Here is a 21,818-nt window from a genome sequence, read left to right as displayed (position 1 = left end):
ATAAGGGGCGATGTCCACGATAAACAAGCCCCATCAGCTATCATTCGTTACTGTCCTTTCACAACTGACCTTACTCAATACGTAGACCGATAATCGCTGGTATACCCTGACGCATAACTTCAATAGTCACAACGCCCTTGGTTGGTAGTGATGAGATAGCACTAGAAAAATCTGAAGCTTTAGCAATAGGCTTTTGATGTAAGTTGGTGATGACGTCCCCTGCCATGATACCTGAACGCGCCGCCAATCCTGTTGGATCAACCGCGGTGACTAGCACGCCAGTCTTACCATCCGTAGCTAGCTCCGCTTGCTCTTCAGGGGTCAAGTTACGTAAGCGCAAGCCTACACGCACCTCATTATCTTGCTGATCGCGACCTTGCGCTTGGACATCACTTGGCGCATGACTAAGCTTACCCGATACGTTCAGCTGTTTACCATCACGTTGTACTTGCGCACGAAACGTCTCATTAGGTTTGCCACGGTTAATGAGATTTAGGAGATCAGATGCTCGCATTATTTTGATATCGTTATATTGTAAGATAATATCGCCTGTTTTAAGTCCTGCCTTTTGAGCTGGCGAGTCTGGCGATACGCGGGTCAAAAGTGCGCCTTGTGGACGTGCCAACTTATAAACCTCTGCCAAATTACGATCTATATCCTGCGGATAAATACCTAAGTAAGCACGCGTTACCTCACCGTTAGATTTGAGCTGCTCATAAATATCCATCGCAGCATCTATGGGGATAGAGAACGATAAGCCCATATAGCCGCCTGTACCACTAAAAATTCGTGAGTTAATGCCGATCACTTCACCGCGCTGGTTAAATAATGGCCCGCCTGAGTTACCAGGATTAAGCGCTACATCAGTTTGAATAAAGGGCACGCTGGTCTCGCGCGAAAAGCTACGAGACTTAGCGCTCACGATTCCAGCAGAGGCTGAATAATCAAAGCCAAATGGAGAACCGATTGCCAATACTGGCTCACCGACTTTTATGATATTAGAATCGCCAATAGGCAAAGCTGGGAATTGACTGCCTGAAACTTTTAGCACGGCTACATCTGAGCGCTCATCACTACCAATCAATGTGGCATCAAGCTCTGTACGATCATTTAGCGTAACGGTAATTTTATCTGCGCCTTCCACTACATGATGATTGGTCAGCATATAACCGTTAGACGTCACAAAAAACGCCGTGCCATAAGCATGTTCAATTGCTGGTGTTGCTGCCTGTTCAGGGATACGTATGCGGTCACCAAAGAACTGACGCAATAAGTCAGCGGTTTGGGCTTTAGCCAGCTCTGCTTCACTGACCGTCTTGGTAACGTTGACTCGCGCCACGCCTGGGGTTACTTGCTGGACAAGATCAGAAAAATCAGCAGTAATGACTGCCGCTTGGGCGCTGGAGATAGTCATTGCACTGATAGCCACTGTACCAGCTGTAATCATAACCGTACTTAACGAAGCTGCTAGCAGGCTAGCCTTTAGTTTACGCTGTATCCTATGAGCAATTGGTTGACTCTTCATATTATTATTCCCCGTTTTTAAAGTTCAATTATTTTGAGTTTCATTTTTTTATGTTTTAGTCATTTATATGATGATGTCAGCTTATTCTCACTAAACTATCAAACACCAATCTGCATTATTATTGAATAAACGTCTACTCACAAAGACTGCTATACATTCACTTAACTCTTATTACTATCTATAAGTCAATACACTTACAGCGTAAGTTCTGTCCCATTCTCAAGATATCCTTATCTTAGAAAAACTTAGTGATTGTTCTATCGTGTTTATATTATGCAGGATAACATTCGTCATGGCTACGTACCTGCTTCCTTGTATACAGATGAGTATATACAAAAAACACCTTATGAAGTGATGCCGCTTATCGTAAATAAACATTGTCATTAATAGCTTAATATCTCCACACGCGCAGTGCGTTTAACACAAGCAAAATTAAATCATGGTATGATAACAAGCCAAATAATTTAAATAACAGACAAAAGTCTACAATAAAAACCACTTATTTCTTTGATAAATTTATCAAGTTATAGGTTTTACTTTTATTGTTTCGCTCTATCTGTTTGTGCATTATCAGATGACTTGTATAGGTCTCTGAACGCTTTTTCCTATTATGTTGATTTCTACGACTGTTCTTGCCAATTACCCTATGGCCTGAATACCCTTTATGATGATTAGCGGTAAATAAAACCGTTATAACCGTTTGCAATAACCATTTGCTATAGCAAAACTTAGGGTCTATTTGACGTTTACAAGTAGCCGCTGTTAGATTGTAAGCACACCCTAATGTATATGCAGTATGACAAGCTTATAAAAGGATTAATTTATGGATACCGCCCTATTGTTATCCGGCGTGGTTGGGATCGGCATCGCCGCCCAATGGTTGGCTTGGTACTTAAAGCAACCGTCCATTTTGTTTTTGTTACTCATCGGCATTATTGTCGGTCCAGTATTGGGTTACTTCGACCCTGATTTGGTTTTAGGCGAGCTTATGTTCCCTATTATCTCTTTGGGTGTAGCAATTATTTTGTTTGAAGGCTCGTTGACCCTAGAGTTCGATGAAATTAAGCAGCACGGTACCGTAGTGCAGATGCTGGTGTCAGTCGGCGTACTAATTACCATTGCTATAGTGGCACTATCGACTTATCTGTTGTTCGATGTCGATCCTCTCATTGCGCTGCTATTTGGGGCGCTAGTCTGTGTGACTGGTCCGACGGTAATTATGCCGCTACTGCGTAGTGTGCGTCCGAATAAAACCATCTCTAATATCCTCAAATGGGAAGGTATCATCATCGATCCTATCGGCGCGATTGCGGTAGTATTGGTGTACGAGTACATTATCTCAGGTGGTGAGGCCAGCAGTATCTTGCTATTTGCCAAAATTGTTGTCTTAGCGACAGCACTCGGTATGGCGGGCGCGTGGGTATTAGCCTTCTTAATGCGCCGTCATATGGTGCCTGAGTTCCTGCGTAACGTCTTCACCCTTGCCTTTGTTTTAGTGCTATTTTCGGTATCGAATCACTTAGAGCACGAATCTGGTCTCTTAACTGTTACGGTACTCGGCGTTGCGCTTGCGAACTGGCCAAAATTCCCACGCGATACGATTTTGGAATTTAACGAGTCGCTGACCGTTTTATTAATCTCTGTATTATTTATTATTCTTGCTGCTCGTGTAGAGCTAGCAAGCTTGATGAGTGTAGGTTTTGCAGGACTTGTATTACTTGCCATCGTTATGTTCATAGCGCGTCCACTATCCGTTTGGGCATCTTCCATTGGCTCTAATCTCAAAACCAATGAAAAGCTGATGATCAGTTGGATTGGCCCACGTGGTATCGTTGCCGCCGCCATCTCTTCCCTATTTGCTATACGTCTGCAAGAGTATGATATTCAAGGTGTTGAGCTGTTAGTACCGCTAGTCTTTATGGTCATTATCGGTACGGTCATGATTCAAGGCTTGGGCGCAAAAATGGTCGGTAACTTATTGGGTGTGCGTGAGCCTGCCACCAATGGTATTTTGGTCGTTGGTTCCAACCCGATAGCGTTATTGGTTGCGACTTCTCTGCGAGATCAAGGCTTCGATGTAATCGTCGCGCATAATAACTATACCAATATCGCGGGTGCTCGTATGAGCGGTCTGCGTACTTATTTTGGTAATCCAGTCTCAGATCACGCTGACCATCATCTTGACTTAATCGGTATTGGTCATCTATTTGCCATGAGTACGGATAAAGAGCTAAATACGCTATCAGAGATTCATTACCGTCATGAGTTTGGTGAGCAAAAGATATTCCGTCTTAAATTCAGTGACGAAAAAGTCAAAAATGAGCGTGATACTAAACAGGCAAACTTTCATTCCCAGTGGTTATTTGGCAAAGATGTCACTTATACCAAGCTTGCCAGCATGTTATCTAAAAAAGCGCGTATTAAGATTACCAACATCACCGACAGCTATACTTTTGAGCAATACAAAGCGGACAACAAGCAATACGTCCCGCTATATACGCTTGATAAAGAAGGTAAGCTGAGCGTCATTACGGACAAGTTCGATGGTAATGTGCCACGGGATCGTAAGCTGGTCGCTTTGGTCGTCGATGACGATATACAGCCAAAGCCAGTAGATGTCACTCACAAGCAGGTACAAGCACGTGCCGTTGCTGATGCGCATTTTGAAGCCAACTCAAAAGCGCCTGAAAAGCGTAAAGAAAAAGAGTTGATTGAGGGTATAGATAATGAAGCTGAGCAAGACGGCGCAGCTGAAACGCAAACTAAAGCTGAATTAACTGACCAGAATCAAGATCAGAGTGAGAAATCGGATCAGCCAACTGTTGCACCAGCGATAGAGTCGTTAACGGATTTGGATAAAGTGACTGCCAAAGAAAATCCTGCTAGCCTTGCATCTAATAGCCTAGAGACTGCTAACCTAGAGCCTACTCGTCCAAAGGCTAAAAGCGCTGAAGTTAAAAATTCTGAAACTAAAAGCACAGAAGTTAAAAATCCTGAGGCTAAAAAGTCAGAGCATAAAGCATCCAGCTCAGTGGCGACGTTAAAAGCCAATGCCAATGGTAGTGGCAGCGCACCCAAAAACAAGAAAGGGTCGTTGGATCCAAACCGTCTACCTGACACGGACAAAAATACTACTGCTGATAAAGAGACTGCTGCTAAGACTGACACCGTCGAGATAAAAGCTGATGACAGTTCAGATAAGCAGTAAAAGCGTTTAGCTTAGTAAGAGTATTTTGTTCTAAGGCAATAGAAAAACCCCAGCTTATAATAGCTGGGGTTTTTTATATCTATTAATTTAATAGTTGCTTGTTAACAGTTAATAATGAACAACTAAATGAACAACTAATAGGTTACGCTGAACAATTACTAGTTACGTTAAATCATAGCATCGAATAACAGCATCGTTAATTAATCTTAAACTGAGATTCAATCTCTTGCCATATACGTGCGCTAACCTCATCAGCAGTACCCGAGGCATCAATACGACGAATACGTTCAGGATGCGCTGTAGCGAGCGCGGTAAAACCGGCATATACTTGGGTAAAAAACTCCATCGCCTGCTGCTCAAAGCGGTCAGCCGCACTACGTTTCCCTGCACGTGCCATGCCCTCCAACACTGGTAGATCAAGCCACAGTGTCAGCTCAGGCAAGCTTGGGATAAACTGCTCAATGAGTACATTAATCTTTGCTAATACTGCCCTATCACCCTGCGCACGCCCAAAACCTTGATAAGCAATAGTAGAGTCCGTAAAACGATCGCATATCACCCAAGTACCGCGCTGCAAAGCGGGTAAAATCACTTGCTGCATATGATCGCAGCGAGCCGCAAACAATAGCAACAGCTCAGTGTCATCGTTTATGTTGGTTGCCGGGTCTAGCAAGATAGTACGCAGGCGCTCAGCGAACGGACTACCGCCAGGCTCACGTGTGCGCAGACAATCAATACCGGCCGCATCTAGACGCGTACATAGCTGCTCAATGGCAGTCGTTTTCCCCACGCCTTCGGTACCTTCAAAGCTAACAAAACGCCCTAATTTCTCTACAGTTTCTAAGTCAGACGCTACCTTATCAGTAGTCAGTTGAGACGATTGTGCGTTTATAGATGCTGACATGGTATTGCCTTGTATTTCAAATATCTTTGCTTACTGTGAAATTTCTTCTATGACTATAATTTTACATCAAAGGCTGATTGCTACCAACCTACTCCGGCGGCGTTTGTGATTTCTTTTCACGCATCACATTTAAGTAGTCTCTTACCGCTTGATTATGATCAGCTAAGCTATTGGTGAATTTATGACCACCATTACCCGTTGCTACAAAATATAAGGCTTCGCTATCAGCAGGATGCAATGTGGCTTCGATAGAAGCAGCAGATGGCAGAGCGATAGGCGTTGGTGGCAAGCCATCAATTTGATAAGTGTTGTACGATGTTTTTTCGTCGATATCTTTGCGGCGAATATTACCCTCATAGCGACTCCCCATACCATAAATAATGGTCGGATCCGTCTGCATGCGCATCCCTTGATTCAACCGATTGGTGAACACCGCAGCCACCAGCTCACGCTCTTCAGGCACACTGGTCTCTTTTTCGATAATGGAGGCCATAATCAGTGCTTCATAAGGCGTTTTATATGGCAAATCTGGTGCACGGTTTTCCCAAGCTAGAGTCAGCGCTTGTTGCTGACGCTTATATAAATCAGTCAGCACCTGCTTATCAGTTGCACCCTCACCATAATAATAGGTATCAGGGGTGAACCAACCTTCAAGGTTGTAGCTAACGATAGGGTCACTACTATTAGTCACCGCGTCAGGCAATATGCCAGCCAAATCCAATGCTTGTGCGATACTGGCATTGTCGCTGTCACTCGTCAGCACCTCCTTGGTAATACCAGGGTTGTCACGTAAGGTCTGATACAAATCGCCCGCTGTTTTGCCTTCGATGATTTGCACCTTTACCATCGCTACCTTTGCGCCTTGTTGCAAGATTTGCAATGCTTCTGCTATCGTCGGGTTTTCCGGCAATTGATAGATACCTGCATGCAGTGGCGCATCTATTTGCGACTTGATATAAAACTTGGCAATACTGGCGGAAAACAGCGGAATTTGCTGTTGCCACTGTGGTAGCAAGCCGTAATAAGTGTCACCCTGCTCAATCGTAACCATTTGCTCAGGCTGATCAATTCGACCAAATAACGTCTGATAAACCATCACTAATAAAAACGCGGCTATCAAGCCTAAGACTAATAAAATCTGATAGCCACGCTGCATAAAAAACGATTGATTGTCTTTTTTGTACTTGCGCGGGGAATTTTTACCATTGACAAGCGAAATATCTGTCGCGGGTACTTTATTATCTGGTTCAGAGTCTTGAGGTGTCTTAGCAGGATCGTTGATAGCGCCATCTTGCTTATCTGATGGAGTATCATTAGGACGTTCAGGAGGCGTTTCAGGTGTAGGCTTGCTCATGGCAACTCGCGAGGCAGATGTTTGCTAGAATTTAGCACTGAACCGTGTGATTTTCAATGTTATTTGCTTAGCTTATCAATTAACTTGATGTTTAGGTTAAATTATATGGCTTAATACTCATGCCTTCTATTACTATTTCTACGCCTTCTTATTAATAACGAAAACTTATTATGAATTTACATTTCAATCAAAGTCTTGCTAAAAATTATAACTCTCAAGCTCAAAAAATTCGTGTACTCAGTGAGGCATGGGTGAAAAACAATGGTTACTGTCCGAACTGTAGCACTCAGCCGTTAGCTGAATTTGCTAATGGCAGACCGGTCGCTGATTTTTATTGTTCAAACTGTAACGAGCAATATGAGCTAAAAAGTAAGAAAGCAAAATTAAGCAACGTTATCAATGATGGCGCTTATAAAACTATGATTGAGCGTATCAATAGTGAGGATAATCCAAGCTTTTTCTTTTTGACTTATTCCAAAGAATGCACCGTTAATAATTTTTTAATCATTCCTAAGCATTTTTTTAAGCCGGACATGATTATAAAACGTAAACCTTTATCAATCACTGCCAAACGCGCAGGTTGGGTTGGCTGCAATATCGACTTGCGTCAAGTGCCAGAATCAGGAAAAGTATTTCTAGTCAAAAACCAACAAGTGATACTGCGAAAAAAAGTCACCCAACAATTTCAAAAAACCTTATTTCTGCGTGAACAAACACAGCAGACACGTGGTTGGACATTAGATGTTTGGCAATGTATCGATAAACTTGATAACAAGTTTTCTTTACAGCAGGTTTATGCTTTTGCCAATGAGCTACGGCTCAAACATCCTGATAATAACCACGTTGACGATAAAATCCGCCAGCAATTACAAGTTCTACGCGATAAAGGCATTATTGAGTTTGTAAGCCCCGGTCACTATCGGAAATTATACTAATCGCGTCTCGTTATATCGCTCAGGTCTAGGCTGTCCTTTTTTATCACGATAAATATCAGCAATCAGTTCATCTCTGTCATCCCATAGTGGTAAACACGCGCTGGCAACTAAGCGCTCATGAAACTTATGCGCTGGATATTCCCAATCAATCTCATCGTTAATTTTAAAGAAATGCTCTTCACGATAATCGATATAAGCATGCATTCTGTTTTTGACGTAACTGTTCCACTGCCATAACAGTTGAATCGCATTGCGCGCTGGTTTGGTAAATGGTTTTAAATTAACCGTTAATGCACACATAACCAGCTCATCGTTAGGAATTACATTGATACGCTGCTCGATAACTTCCTCACGCGTGTGCGCATACTCAAACACACCGCCAAAAGCAATAAGCCTTTTGAAGTCTTGTAAATACATGACACCAAACGCTAATTGAGTATAAGGTGATAAATGCACTATTTCATCAGGTCTGCTTCTTGCTAATTGGCAAATTTCATCAAAAACCATCAAGCGACGAATTTGTAGTGGGATTCTCTTTTCTTCATAAACTGGGCACATCAACGTTTATCCTTTTAACCTTCATTATTTAAAAAGGATCATTGATCGATTTACTTTATTACACAAGTCCACGTAACAAAAGACGATCACTTCTTTTGAGACCTTTTGATAGTCTAGCTGGCATGAATAATTGAAATCGCTTGATAATACTGAGAATAGCTATGATAAAAAAAGAGATAAAAGCCACGAAAACATTTCAGATAGAAATTGTCGAGACCATAAGTAATATAGTAGAAGTTGTGGCTGAAAATGAGCAAGAAGCGCTGTTAAGAGCACAGGAAATGTATCGGAATGAAGAAGTTATTTTGGATTCAGAAGACTATATTGACACTAAATTTAATATTTTTGAATGGGAATAAAAGCCCTCATCTAAAAGCTTAAAACTTCTCCCGACAACAAAGTCAGACTTGTCACTGGCATGACACCACGCAGGGCATTGCAAAAGAATAAACCACGTAAATTTGGCAAATCATCATCATTTAACGCACGCATGATAACTGGCGTCTCAGTCTTAGCGAAAGCGTCAATAATGACTTGGCGCATCACCCCAGCGACACCAGATTGCGTCAACGGCGGTGTAAACCACTGTCCGTCTAGCGAGTAGCTTGCATCATTATTTACATCATTATTTGAATAAGAATTTTCACTAGTGGCAAAATTTTCTAGCGATTGCGCATTGTTTGCCAATTGCGAAGCTGACAGTTGATAAAAGACATTACTCATCGTGCCTTCCACCCAACTACCGCTCATATCACGCACCAATCCTTCACCAACGTCTAACCCTTTATCAAAGCCTAATTCTATATTAGATTCTAATGATTTGGCTTTGAGACGTTGTAGCTCACCACTAGCAAGTACACTGTCCAGTCGATTAAGGCTTTTGAGACCTGCTAAAGGTGGCGGCAAGCAAGCAAGTTGTGCGGTTAAACATATGGCTGATGTCATGGGTTGTATTAATAGACTGTTCCCATCTGGTAGATAGGTATGCTGAGCCGTATTAATAGTCATAGCCGTTGCTTTACACCAGATTTCACAAGGGCTAGCAGCCACATTTGCGACAAAACCATAACCGCGCACAGCTTGTACAGTACGCGTGACGATGACTTTTATCACGCCCTGCTGTAGCAGCTGAGCATGAGCTTGCAAAGTGGCCAGTAGCGAGTCGCTATCGACGGCTAACTGTAATGCATGAGCATGAGAGACAAGTCTTTGGTAATGATAGTCTTGCCACAATATCAAACCGTCAATGACACCTATGGTAGTAAAAAACCCATCTCCATAAGCCAATCCGCGATTGTCTGGCGTTAGCATAGTGCTATCTATAGTCGCGTCCAGTGCATCAGACTGCGGATGTAGACACTGCCATTTAGATACATTGCTATTGGAATCACTGCTATTGGAATCAGCTGTCATATTTAGCTGGCTTCTGCTTTTTGCTCACCTGATTTGTTTAGCACTAACATACAGCTATAAAACTCGCACTTGCCCAGTTCTATTTTTTGTCCGCCAGTGGTTTTATTTTTTATGATTTGCCCGCTGAGCATATCTGATAGAACCTTGCCGCCCTCATCACCCATAAGCTGGCGCGCGAGTTGATAAGACTTTTTCGCATGCGCTTTACTGAGCTCTTTTTCTTTATCTGAGTCAGTAGGATTGGCGTAATACCAACCAATCTCGAGGTATTTTTCCGAGTCAATCAAATCTAGATAAGGCGCATCCGTATCCATAAAGCGGTATTTGGTGGCGGGATTACTGGCATAGTCCAAACTGTTTTCATCGGTAGAAACGACTTTACCAAACGTTGCTTTGATTTGATCGACTTCTTGTATGCTTACAGGCTGGACTTGTTTGCCGCCCCATGACGAGACGTTATACTTGACTGGACTGCCTTGCTGGGCTGTCGCACCATCTAAGTCCTCTGGCGTAGAGCTTACCTGTGCAGGCTTGGCTTGCTCGGTTGTATTGTCAGAGGCAACCTCAGAGTTGGTGTCTTTCGTTGAGCCATTACATGCGCTCAATGATACGCCAGCTGCCATCATTATACCGACCGCAAAGGTCTGTAGGCTGTTATTCCACATGGGCAATTTACTCACACTTTTTGGGTCTAAATTATATTAACAAGCTGCTAGAAATGCTGCTGCTAATAAAGAATGGTTGTTAACACGGTGCGTTATTAATAAAAAACTTATTATTAATATAATAGGCTATCGATATAATGAATGACGGCGATAAATAACCTGCATAACAAAGCACCATATATCTGCCATAATTCGTACATTAATCATGCAATAAATGCGCCATTTGTAGGCTTGCTTTTCGGTCATCGTCCTGACATCCAATGTCGTAATTTTAGTGCTGTCATGTAAACAGTGTACCCAACTGCCTTGCGCTTGACTAGCCTTTACGTTACGGATAACAATCCTAGAGGGTACAAATTTGTTAAAAATATTGTTATCCCCTATGATGAGTAAGTTTTGATTGTTTTTTCTATCTCTTGCCCTTTATCATTTCTTTGTTATCGTTGATTCAATTTAAAAAGAGCACAGGGCTGCTGGGATGAATTTTACGCAGCCTCTGTCTGGCAAAGCGCACAGCAAGCGAGGAAAATTTATACCAGCAGTAAACGTACTTCTATTATTTTGAATTGACTATATAGCTAGTGGACAACCTATGACCCAGCACTTTATCGTTATTGGCAACCCTATTGCCCACAGTAAATCCCCAGAGATTCATCAAGTATTTGCGGCACAAGCTGGTATTGATATCAGCTACCAGCGCCAATATTGTCCTGATGATAATGCTAGCTTTGGCGCGGTGGTTGAAGCGTTTTTTAATGGTGGCGGTGTGGGCGCCAACGTGACAGTACCCTTTAAACAGGTCGCTTATGCATTATGCGAATCACAGGGCGGGTTATCTGAACATGCGCGTGTCGCAGGCGCAGTCAATACGCTACTTTTAAAAAATGACGAATCAAAAAAAGATCATTTGCAAAAAATTAATGCGCTATATGGTGATAATACTGATGGTCAAGGCTTGGTCAATCATATCATCAGCTTGGGTTGGCCACTTGCGCAAGCACGTGTCGCTATCATTGGGGCAGGCGGTGCGGCACGCGGCGTGATATTGCCACTTATCCAAGCTGGTATCGGACAGCTGACTATCGCTAATCGTACCTTGAATAAAGCTGAAGTTTTAGTGGAAGAGCTTAGTGCAGCAAGCGATGCGATTAACAAGCATGCGATTGAAACTTGCGCGACGACTGAGCTGACTGGGCAATTTGACCTAATTATTAATGCGACTTCTATCGGGTTATCAGGTGACACTTTGCCTATCGCTGATGATTTAAATTGCCATTATGCCTATGACATGATGTATGGACGCGCACTGCCCTTTTTGCAGCATTTCGCAGCGCGCGGTGCGCAAACTTCAGATGGCTACGGAATGCTAATCGGACAAGCTGCGTTAAGTTTTGAGCGTTGGACCGCTCATACTATTGATGTAGTGAAAGCGACTGAGATATTGAAGCAAGCATCAAAGTAGAAATAATAATAACGTTATTGGTGATGAATATAGTCGATTCACTTTAAAAAAACCTGATACTGCTGGAATGAATTTTTTGAAATCCGTGTTTGTTTAATCGTCTGTCTGCCTGTCCGGGTTACAGCAAGAGCGGAAAATTTATACCAGCAGAATGCTATTATTGTGCCTAAGCAAAGCGTACTAATAGCCATTTCTCTATACGTCTTAGCGGTGCTCGTAGCTTTGCTGAATGTATTGCCAAACCTCCACTCAAACCAACCACGCAGCCCAACGCAGTATCGAACATCCGTGCACGAATGACTTCTTCAACACTCGCCTGCGCAAGCGAGGTAACACTGCCATACTCGGCGATAAATATCGTCAAGGGCGTGATAAGTATCACTGCTAGCCCATAATGACGATCGACCAGCGACTCAATACAAAGCATCATAAGAAATATTGCCAGCGCCACCTCCCACCTTGATAAGTTCCAAGACAGCATCCAACCAGCGACCGCCATTCCTACTAGCGTACCTAATAAACGATGGAGCTGTTTAATCCATATCGTACGCATCTGTATGCCTTGGATAATAATAAAACAGCTGACCGCTGCCCAATAGGGATAAGGCATATCCAGCACTACTGCTATCAGTAATGCCAAGCTGACAAAGCTTGCAACGATCATGCTGTCGCTAATCGTGTCTGGCTCATAACTATAGACGGGCACAGAAGTAGAGGCACGCGTTGCTAATAAAAATAGCGTATACAAAAGCGCCATAAACATCGAAAAACCACTACCCAACATCACAAGCCCTGTCGCTGACAGTATTTGCTCAGCTGATACAGGGATAAATAAGGCAATAGCACCTGCCATCATGACGAACAAGCCTGCGGGCGGTGGCTGACGATAATAACGCCCAAAGACGACAACCCCAAAAGCTATGAGCGCAAATACTGGCAGCTTGATCACTGGAATTTGCTGCGCAATCAGCCCAAGCGCAAAGCACAACGTCATTGCAAAGCTCCATGCCATCACCGTCACCAAACGATAAGGCAACGAGCCTGCGAAGGGCAGGTTTAATATAACCATTGCCCCTAACGAGGCCTTAATTCCTGCAGGTAGTACGCCAAAGTAAGCGCCCACAAAGACTGGAAAGCTAATGGAAATAGCGGCGATAATCGGCATGTGCCACGGGCGACGACTCTGATTGACAGACAACAGATGGTCAAGCTCCCCACGGATTAAGTGTTTGATATAAGCGAGCATTTGCTCAATCCTCTGTCTTAGCTATATAAAGACCTGATACGGTCATAGATTATTATTCTAAATCAATTACTTTACTTCAATCTGCTAGTGGTTAATTTACCAAGATGATTTTGATGACAGCAATTCCACGCTTACAATTCTACGCTTACTAGGTATTAACTCATCAATCATAAATTAAATTAATACTTATACCTTTCAGTCATGAATATTAATTATGTATTGTATATTTGTCCTAACAGAACATTTATACTAATAATATTCCCATAGCATGTCGTTTTGCTAAGTAACCTTTGACCATAAATATAATAAGCAAGCAATGCTTAACCCCTTTTACCTTTAGACCTACTAAAAACTTATGAAAATTAGCTACTAGTAATGCTAAAACAAACTAACTAAAGAGACCGACTATGTTAACTTACAAAGCTCCTTTACGTGACATTAAGTTTTTGATTAATGATGTTTTTGACTTTCAAACTCACTATAAAGATTTAGACAACGGCGCAAATGCTGACCCTGAAACGATCGATATGATCTTACAAGGTATGGCTGATTTTTCTGAAAACGTTCTAGCCCCTCTGTATCAGCCTGCTGATGAAGAAGGTTGTCATTTTGAAAACGGCGAAGTAACGACGCCAAAAGGCTTTAAAGAAGCTTATAACCAGTTTATAGAAGGTGGCTGGCAAGGGATTTCTTATCCTGAAGAGTACGGCGGCATGAACTTGCCAATGTCCATCAACCTAATCAAATCTGAAATGATTGGTACGGCCAACTGGCCTTGGGCAATGTACCCTGGTCTATCGACAGGTTGTATCAATACATTGATGCAATACGGTACTGACGAGCAAAAACAGACGTACTTGCATAAGCTGGTTGACGGCTCATGGGCAGGTACTATGTGCCTAACTGAGCCACAGTGTGGTACAGATTTGGGACAAGTTAAGTCGAAAGCAATCCCGCAAGAAGATGGTAGCTATAAGCTTAGCGGTACCAAAATTTTTATCTCAAGCGGTGAGCATGATTTAACCGAAAACATCGTTCACATTGTATTAGCACGCCTACCTGATGCTCCTGAAGGCACGCGCGGTATCTCTCTATTTATCGTACCAAAATTCCTGCCTAATGCTGAAGGCGAAATTGGCGAGCGTAATGGCGTAACTTGTGGCTCTATCGAGCACAAAATGGGTATCAGCTCTTCATCAACGTGTGTGTTGAACTTTGATAATGCTGTTGGTTATCTAATTGGTGAGCCCAATAAAGGCCTTAAAGCGATGTTCACTTTTATGAATACCGCTCGTATTGGTACTGGTATCCAAGGTCTGGCACATACTGAGCTGTCATTCCAAAATGCTCTACCTTATGCCAAAGAGCGTCGCTCTATGCGCGCCCTATCAGGTACCAAAGATCCTGAAAAAGTTGCGGATGCTATCATTCATCATGCTGACGTACGTCGTATGCTGTTGACCCAAAAAGCCTTTGCTGAAGGCGGTCGTTCAATGATTTATCACTCAGCACGTTATGCGGATAAGATGGCACAAGGCGTGGCTAATGGTGATGATGAAGAGTTCGAAAAATGGGATGATAAACTAGGCTTTTATACGCCAATCCTAAAAGGCTTCTTGACCGAACTAGGTATCGAAGCAGCCAAACACGGTCAGCAAATCTACGGTGGTCACGGCTACATTAAAGAATGGGGTATGGAGCTAATCGCTCGTGATGCACGTATCGCAACCTTGTATGAAGGCACGACTGGCGTACAGGCGCTTGATTTATTAGGCCGTAAGGTTATCTTGCAGTCAAAAGGTAAAATCATTCGTGACTATACTTCAAGCATCATGAAATGGTGCGGTGAGTATGCACTTGATAAAGATATGCGTAAATTCGTTTGGGCATTAACTAAGTTATGTGCAGAGTGGAATACGCTTACGGTACGCTTGATGCTGATGGCACGTAAAGACCGTGAAATCATCTCAGCAGCGTCAGAAGACTTCTTAATGTATTCAGGCTACGCCATGATGGGCTATCATTGGGCACGTATGGCGGCAGTGGCCTATGACAAGCTAGAAAACGGCGGCGCTGAGTCACCAGAATTCTATAAAGCCAAAATCCAAACCGCAGAGTTTTACTTTGACAAAATCTTGCCACGTACTTCAGGTCATGCCGAAAGTATGGTTGCGCCAAGTGAAAGTATGACAGCGATGGATATTGAGAACTTTGCTTTCTTAGACTAAGATTGAGTAAAGCCTCGGCTTTATTGAACCTAAGCTTAACCAAACTTAAGAAAAGTAAAAAGCGCCCAGCTTATCAATAGCTGGGCGCTTTTTTGTGCTTAACTTTTGTACTTAACTATTGATAATAAAATCTCAAAGGTTCGCTGATTATAGTCATAATAAGAAGTTGTAGAAAATATTAGCTACCGAGAATTTTCTTTTGATAAATAGGACTAATCTCTTCTACCTCGACGCAGATTTGTAGCGCCGCGCGTCCCGATTGCTCCTTGCTTAATACCTCCTCTATCGTGGTCGTTAGTAGTTGTGCCAACTGCTCACGGACACTACTGTCACGTCCTGGCATCAATTTTAAGTGCGCGTAAATAAAACCATGTGCCTGCTCATCATCTTCAACTCCTACCAAAAACGTTTCGATAGGGATTATCCGCGCTTTAATATCAGTCGGTTTACCGAAGTGACCACTATCCCATAGCACTTTATTTAGAGATTTGAGTAACGACTCTTCGTGAGGGATACTGACATTAGGCGTTGCTTGAATGGTTAAATGTGGCATGAACCTATCCTTATAATGAGTGAAATTTAATGACTAAAAAGCTTTGTCTATGAATAAAGTCTTAGCATGTTTAATTATTTGTCGCGGCAATGACTTAATACTTAACTAATTATCAGCCATCAGTTATATCTTCAAAACGAGCGCTAAGCGTTTCGGCTAGTTGCGATGGTGGCAACTCAATCTCAAGCCCACGACGCCCAGCACTGACATAAATGGTTGATTGGTCTTTAGCCGATATATCTATTATTGTTATTAAACGCTTTTTTTGCCCCAGCGGACTGACACCGCCCAACACATAGCCCGTACTACGTGCGACTTTTTTGGGGTCTGCCATTTGTACTTTTTTACAGGGCAGCACTTTATCAACAGATAGCGCTTTGACCATTTTTTTAAAGTTCAATGTATTATCAACTGGTACAAGAGCAACAGCTAACGTGCCAGCATCCGTTTCTACCACCAACGTTTTGAACACTTGCTCAGCTTTCACACCGAGCTTTTCAGCAGCTTCTAAGCCAAAAGACGCTGCACTACTGTCATGAGTATATTCGTGCAGCTGATAATCAAGGCGACGCTGTTTGGCAATTTTAATAGCAGGAGTCATAAGGTACTCACGTTAAACTCACATTAAAAAATAGGTATTCTCTTTACATGTATTCTCGTTAAAAAACAGGTACTCACATTAACCAGTGCTAACAAATACAATAAACCCAATTCACTTACTCTGTGCCGAAACCCTACTGCTTGCACCATTGTTCATTCGATGATTAAAACATTGGACAAGTTAAATTTTATAATATATTAGGCAGAGATACTGACACCATATATCGCTTTGACTGCTTTTATGGCATCATAAGCGCATTACATTTTACAAAGTCTGACTTTTGATTATGATACCCAGTTTCTTAAAAAACAAGCTCCTAAAAAACCGAACGTCTAAAGCGCCAGCAGCACCTGATGCGACTAAGTCATCGGTTGCGACGTCTTATACCAATGCGCCTATCAATCAGCTTTACCGAAAAGTGTCAGGACAAGCGCTTGATGTCGCCGTTAAGGCAAAACTATTGGGCGAGTTGCCGGAATTTGATACCAATGATCAAACGCTGACTTTCTATGTACTGCAAGATTATTCGCGCTCAAACAGTATTTTGATTGACCTGCAAACTCAGGAATACAAGCTACCGCCTGCATTGATGGGTGTCAAAGATAGCACACATGATGTTAATGAAAATGCAGCTATTATATTTTTGCATCACCCCAAATCTAAAGACCATCAGTTATCCCCGCGCTTATCGCGTCTGGTTGCTGCTAGCTTGCAACATCCAGATTTGCAAATACGACTGGTACCAGTGTCTATTCTTTGGGGTCGCGCGCCTGAAAAAGAAGATTCGTTATTTAAATTGTTAATGACCGATAACTGGCAAGATCCGAGCATCACTAAGCAATTGTTCAATATTGGCGTTATGGGACGTGATACCTTTGTCCAGTTTCATGAACCGCAAGACTTGCGTACTATTATTCATGATAGTTTGTACGAAGGACAAACGGATGAGCTGAAAGTATCTAGTATTGCAGATAGCCGAAATACGCGCCATGCATTAGTTCCAGCAGCAGACGCTAACCGTGAATTGGTACGCATCTTACAGCAACAACTTAATACTTATCTGGATAAGCAGCGCGCCACTATGCTTGGTCCGGATCTATCAGATCGGCGCAATTTGGTAGATAAGCTCATCTATTCACCTGCTATCCAGCATGCCGCACAGATTGAAGCTGACGAAAAAGGCATTAGTGTGCGCGAAGCTCGCGGGCTTGCTAGAAAATACGCCAATGAAATGGTTAATGACTACTCTCACCCTATTATTCGGGTCTTTGACAGATTTTTGACATGGTTATGGACGCAATTATATGATGGCGTCGAAGTCCATCATTTTGAGCGCGTACGTAAGCTTGCGACCGATCATGAGATTATCTACGTGCCCTGCCATCGTAGCCATGTTGATTATTTATTATTATCCTACGTCATTTATAAGCGCGGTCTGAGTATTCCTTATGTGGCTGCCGGTGACAATTTAGATGTACCAGTACTAGGGCCATTATTACGCGGTGCGGTAGCGTTCTTCATTCGTCGTAGCTTTCGCGGTAATGCCCTTTATACCGCGGTATTACGTGAGTATATGCACACCCTTATTACCCGCAATACGCCCATTGAATACTTTATCGAAGGCGGCCGCTCACGCTCAGGACGCTTGCTACCGCCGAAGATGGGTATGCTGGCGATGACCATACATAGTCAGCTCCGCAAAACCAATAAGCCTGTAGTCTTTATTCCAACCTATATTGGTTATGAGCGCATTATGGAAGGTGGTACTTATATTGGCGAGCTTAAAGGTAAGCCAAAAGAGTCAGAATCTTTAATTGGATTACTAAAAGTTGGTCGCAAAATTGAGCGTATCTTTGGTAATGTCCATTTAAGCTTTGGCACGCCATTGCACTTAAGCGACTTCCTACAAAAATTCGATGTCGCTGCTGATAGCCTACCTGTTGATCGTACCGATACGCCACTCGATGAAAAAGCCAGCGCCATGGTTGACAATATCGGCGTGAAAATCATGCAGCATATCAACAAGGCTGCTGTCGTCAATCCGGTATCGCTATTATCATTGGTACTCTTATCAGCACCAAAAGCTGCGCTTGATGAAGATATCTGCCGCGAACAAATCGCTTTGTATCAAGGTATCGCACGTCATATGCCCTACTCTGATGATACGGTCGTTACAGATATGAGCCCGCAGAAAATTATCGATTATGGTATCAAACTCAAGCTTATCGAACGTATACCGCATATCTTAGGTGATATTATTCAAGTCGCTGGTAAGCAAGCAGCGCTATTAAGCTACTTCCGTAATAACATTTTGCACGTGTTTATTTTACTGTCATTCTTAGCAGCACTAGTTGCACGTAATGGCCGCGTTAATCGCAATCGCCTTGATGACATCGTTATCCAGATGTATCCCTTCTTACAAAGTGAGCTGTTTTTATACTATCCAGCGCACGGTCTAATGGATACGCTTAATCAAAAAATCGACAACCTCATCGCCCATGGTCTAATTATCGATTTAGGTGATGGTATGCTTAGTGTGCCAGATGCTAATAGCAGCTGCTATCAACAGCTTGAAGTGCTCGCAGCTCCTGTTGAACAAAGCCTTGAGCGTTACTTTATGACCTTAGCTTTATTATCTCAACAAGGCTCAGGTAACTTGACAACAGAAGAGGTGGTCGACTTGTGCCATCTGTTAGGTCAGCGCTTATCAGTGTTATATGCTGATGATATTCCGGACTTCTTTGATCGCTCCTTGTTTTTAAGTTTTGTCACCGCACTTACTCGACTTGATTATCTACAGATAGATGACGAAACGGGTGCATTAAACTTTGATCAGCGTATTGATGATATCGCTCACCATGCCAAATATGTGCTGAGTCCTGATATGATGCAAATTTTGCAACAAGTGGCCAGTCTTGATGATGATGAAATTGCTCATGCTATTACTGAGATTAGTAATAAAAAGCAGCGTAAATTTGGCCGTAAGCGTTAAGTAATACTAACTTCTTTATAGTTTAGCGCAAAAAAAGACCTCTAATTATTAGAGGTCTTTTTTATTACATATTAGCTCAATCTAACAAGCAGCTATTCTAGGTAGAAATTTTCTTGTACTTCATACGCTTAGGACTGGCATCATCGCCCATGGTCTTTTTGCGATACGTTTCAAACTCAGAGTAGTTACCATCGAACCAAACAGGACCTTCATCTTCGAATGCCAAGATATGAGTCGCAATACGGTCAAGGAACCAGCGATCATGCGAGACGACCATTACCGTACCTGGGAATACTTGAATCGCATCTTCTAGCGCACGTAAGGTTTCGATATCCAAATCGTTTGATGGTTCATCAAGAAGCAATACGTTCGCACCCTGCTTTAGGGTCTTAGCAAGTTGCAAGCGGTTACGCTCACCACCAGACAATTGACCAACGTGTTTTTGTTGGTCTGAACCTTTAAAGTTAAAGCGACCAATATAAGCGCGACTTGGCGTCGTATAATCGCCAACAGTAATAATATCTAGACCGTCGGAGATCTCCTCCCAAACAGTTTTGCTATCGTCTAAGTTGTCACGTACCTGACCAACATAGGCAACGCTGACACTCTCACCCAAATCGACGGAACCAGTATCTGGCGTATCACGTTCAGTAATCATGTTAAATAGCGTGGTTTTACCCGCACCATTTGGACCGATGATACCGACGATAGCGCCCGCTGGCACGTTAAAGCTTAGGTTTTCATAAAGCAAACGATCACCGAATGACTTGGAGATGTTGTTTACTTCGATGACTTTATTACCTAGACGTGGACCTGGTGGAATATAAATCTCAGAGGTCTCGTTACGCTTTTGGAACTCTTGTGAGTTTAATTCTTCAAAACGCTGTACACGAGATTTAGACTTAGCCTGTTGACCTTTTTGATTTTTACGAATCCACTCAAGCTCTTTTTTCAGCGCTTTAGCAAAGGATTCTTCTTGTTTATTCTGCTGCTCTAGACGGGTGTTCTTCTGCTCTAGCCACTCAGTATAGTTGCCTTCGTACGGATAGCCATGGCCACGATCCAGCTCCAAAATCCATTGAGCGACATTATCCAAGAAATAACGATCATGGGTAATAGCAACGATCGTACCGCTGTAGTTCTGCAAGAACTGCTCTAGCCATGCGACAGATTCGGCGTCCAAATGGTTGGTTGGTTCGTCAAGTAATAGCATATCAGGACGTGACAATAGCAGACGGCATAGGGCGACACGGCGTTTTTCACCACCAGATAGTTTACTGACGTCAGCATCCCATGGCGGCAGACGTAGCGCATCGGCGGCTTTTTCTAGCTGAGTATTTAAGTTATGCGCATCCCATGCTTGAATGATGTCTTCCATCTTGCCCTGTTCTTCGGCAAGCTTATCAAAATCTGCATCAGGTTCAGCGTATTCGGCATAGATCGCATCTAGACGAGCGAGCGCATCTAACGCTTCGCGCATACCGTCTTCAACGTTACCACGGACGTCTTTACTGTCATCAAGCTGTGGTTCCTGCGGCAAATAGCCAATTTTGGTGCCCGTTTGCGCGCGTGCTTCACCACTGAATTCAGTATCCACGCCCGCCATAATGCGTAGCAAGGTTGATTTACCCGAACCGTTGATACCGAGTACACCGATTTTAGCGCCAGGGAAAAACGATAGGTTGATGTTCTTTAGGATTTCACGCTTAGGTGGAACAAGTTTTGACACGTTGTTCATCGTGTAAATATATTGAGCCATTAACACTCCGATAGACTGCATAGACGAGGTCTGCAAATCGCACTCAGCAATCGTGCTCAGTGGACGGCGCCTCAAAATCAGGGTTACAAATTGTCTGCTATTATCGCATTGTGGCGCATACCCTGCAAGCTAACAGAGGGTTTTCCGGCTGGTTTTGTGTCTTCTGCAACAAAGCTTGACACCTTTTACCTAAAAGCTTCTGTTAAAGTCATCATTTGACCTATTTAATCAGCTTTATACTGATGTAGCTCATAAAAACCACAAAATGATAATAGCTAGAAACTTCACAAAATCAATCAGTAAGGGTTAATATATTAGAATAATTTACTGAAATTAGTTTTCTTAACCATGCTTTAATGTTCAATTAACATTTATAAATAACACTATAAAGTTGTCCATAAAAGGATTTTAAATC

16 protein-coding genes are annotated in these 21,818 nt (G+C 42.7%); 6 read left to right on the top strand and 10 right to left on the bottom strand.

Annotated elements, in window-relative coordinates; genetic code table 11:
• Window positions 1-70: 70 nt before the first annotated feature.
• Entirely contained in the window at window positions 71-1,525 is a 1,455-nt protein-coding gene (locus AK823_RS00920) for a Do family serine endopeptidase (protein WP_082785590.1), read from the bottom strand.
• An 823-nt stretch (window positions 1,526-2,348) separates the two neighbouring features.
• Here AK823_RS00920 and AK823_RS00915 point away from each other — a divergent pair.
• A complete protein-coding gene (locus AK823_RS00915) occupies window positions 2,349-4,733 on the top strand; it encodes a sodium:proton antiporter (protein WP_068325511.1) in 2,385 nt (794 codons plus the stop codon).
• Between the two features lie 196 nt (window positions 4,734-4,929).
• Here the strand turns inward: AK823_RS00915 and tmk are convergent, their stop codons facing one another.
• Together tmk and mltG are read right to left on the bottom strand one after the other, a co-directional pair.
• Window positions 4,930-5,637: a dTMP kinase gene (gene tmk / locus AK823_RS00910; protein ID WP_068325509.1), complete on the bottom strand. Its 708-nt coding sequence runs from the start codon at window positions 5,635-5,637 to the stop codon at window positions 4,930-4,932.
• A gap of 88 nt (window positions 5,638-5,725) precedes the next feature.
• A complete protein-coding gene (gene mltG / locus AK823_RS00905; RefSeq protein WP_068325507.1) occupies window positions 5,726-6,991 on the bottom strand; it encodes an endolytic transglycosylase MltG in 1,266 nt (421 codons plus the stop codon).
• A 170-nt stretch (window positions 6,992-7,161) separates the two neighbouring features.
• On the opposite strand from mltG, the gene AK823_RS00900 reads away from it, so the two are divergent.
• On the top strand, window positions 7,162-7,926 hold the full coding sequence (locus AK823_RS00900) for a DpnI domain-containing protein (protein ID WP_068325504.1): 765 nt from the start codon (window positions 7,162-7,164) through the stop codon (window positions 7,924-7,926).
• On the opposite strand, the gene AK823_RS00895 is transcribed toward AK823_RS00900, so the two are convergent.
• A complete protein-coding gene (locus AK823_RS00895) occupies window positions 7,918-8,484 on the bottom strand; it encodes a hypothetical protein (protein WP_068325502.1) in 567 nt (188 codons plus the stop codon). The genes AK823_RS00900 and AK823_RS00895 overlap by 9 nt on opposite strands.
• 161 nt (window positions 8,485-8,645) lie before the next feature.
• Between AK823_RS00895 and AK823_RS00890 the strand changes: the two genes are divergently transcribed.
• Entirely contained in the window at window positions 8,646-8,843 is a 198-nt protein-coding gene (locus AK823_RS00890) for a DpnD/PcfM family protein (protein WP_068325500.1), read from the top strand.
• A gap of 10 nt (window positions 8,844-8,853) precedes the next feature.
• Here the strand turns inward: AK823_RS00890 and AK823_RS00885 are convergent, their stop codons facing one another.
• Both AK823_RS00885 and AK823_RS00880 read right to left on the bottom strand, forming a co-directional pair.
• Window positions 8,854-9,897, bottom strand: a complete 1,044-nt coding sequence (locus AK823_RS00885; RefSeq protein ID WP_082785589.1) for an aminotransferase class IV — start codon at window positions 9,895-9,897, stop codon at window positions 8,854-8,856.
• A gap of 2 nt (window positions 9,898-9,899) precedes the next feature.
• Complete coding sequence (locus AK823_RS00880) at window positions 9,900-10,562, bottom strand: hypothetical protein (RefSeq protein ID WP_068325498.1); 663 nt, start codon at window positions 10,560-10,562, stop codon at window positions 9,900-9,902.
• A 592-nt stretch (window positions 10,563-11,154) separates the two neighbouring features.
• On the opposite strand from AK823_RS00880, the gene aroE reads away from it, so the two are divergent.
• Window positions 11,155-12,024, top strand: a complete 870-nt coding sequence (aroE, locus tag AK823_RS00875) for a shikimate dehydrogenase (protein WP_068325496.1) — start codon at window positions 11,155-11,157, stop codon at window positions 12,022-12,024.
• A 166-nt stretch (window positions 12,025-12,190) separates the two neighbouring features.
• On the opposite strand, the gene AK823_RS00870 is transcribed toward aroE, so the two are convergent.
• A complete protein-coding gene (locus tag AK823_RS00870; RefSeq protein ID WP_068033857.1) occupies window positions 12,191-13,270 on the bottom strand; it encodes an FUSC family protein in 1,080 nt (359 codons plus the stop codon).
• A 407-nt stretch (window positions 13,271-13,677) separates the two neighbouring features.
• Here AK823_RS00870 and AK823_RS00865 point away from each other — a divergent pair, with 407 nt between their 5' ends.
• On the top strand, window positions 13,678-15,498 hold the full coding sequence (locus AK823_RS00865; protein ID WP_068325494.1) for an acyl-CoA dehydrogenase C-terminal domain-containing protein: 1,821 nt from the start codon (window positions 13,678-13,680) through the stop codon (window positions 15,496-15,498).
• A 178-nt stretch (window positions 15,499-15,676) separates the two neighbouring features.
• On the opposite strand, the gene AK823_RS00860 is transcribed toward AK823_RS00865, so the two are convergent.
• On the bottom strand, window positions 15,677-16,051 hold the full coding sequence (locus AK823_RS00860) for a 5-carboxymethyl-2-hydroxymuconate Delta-isomerase (RefSeq protein WP_068033853.1): 375 nt from the start codon (window positions 16,049-16,051) through the stop codon (window positions 15,677-15,679).
• 112 nt (window positions 16,052-16,163) lie between these two features.
• Window positions 16,164-16,652, bottom strand: coding sequence for a Cys-tRNA(Pro) deacylase (gene ybaK / locus AK823_RS00855; protein WP_068033849.1), 489 nt, complete (start codon window positions 16,650-16,652; stop codon window positions 16,164-16,166).
• 286 nt (window positions 16,653-16,938) lie between these two features.
• Between ybaK and plsB the strand changes: the two genes are divergently transcribed.
• The gene (gene plsB, locus AK823_RS00850) at window positions 16,939-19,644 is read left to right on the top strand and encodes a glycerol-3-phosphate 1-O-acyltransferase PlsB (RefSeq protein ID WP_068325492.1); all 2,706 of its coding nucleotides are present in this window, start codon (window positions 16,939-16,941) and stop codon (window positions 19,642-19,644) included.
• A gap of 97 nt (window positions 19,645-19,741) precedes the next feature.
• Here plsB and ettA read toward each other — a convergent pair whose 3' ends face one another.
• Entirely contained in the window at window positions 19,742-21,403 is a 1,662-nt protein-coding gene (ettA, locus tag AK823_RS00845; protein WP_068325490.1) for an energy-dependent translational throttle protein EttA, read from the bottom strand.
• Between the last annotated feature and the right edge of the window lie 415 nt (window positions 21,404-21,818).

The organism is Psychrobacter sp. P2G3 (genome assembly GCF_001593285.1).
GTDB lineage: Bacteria > Pseudomonadota > Gammaproteobacteria > Pseudomonadales > Moraxellaceae > Psychrobacter.
Note: the sequence above shows the minus strand (reverse complement) of the source record. Positions and strands in the feature narration are given on the sequence as shown.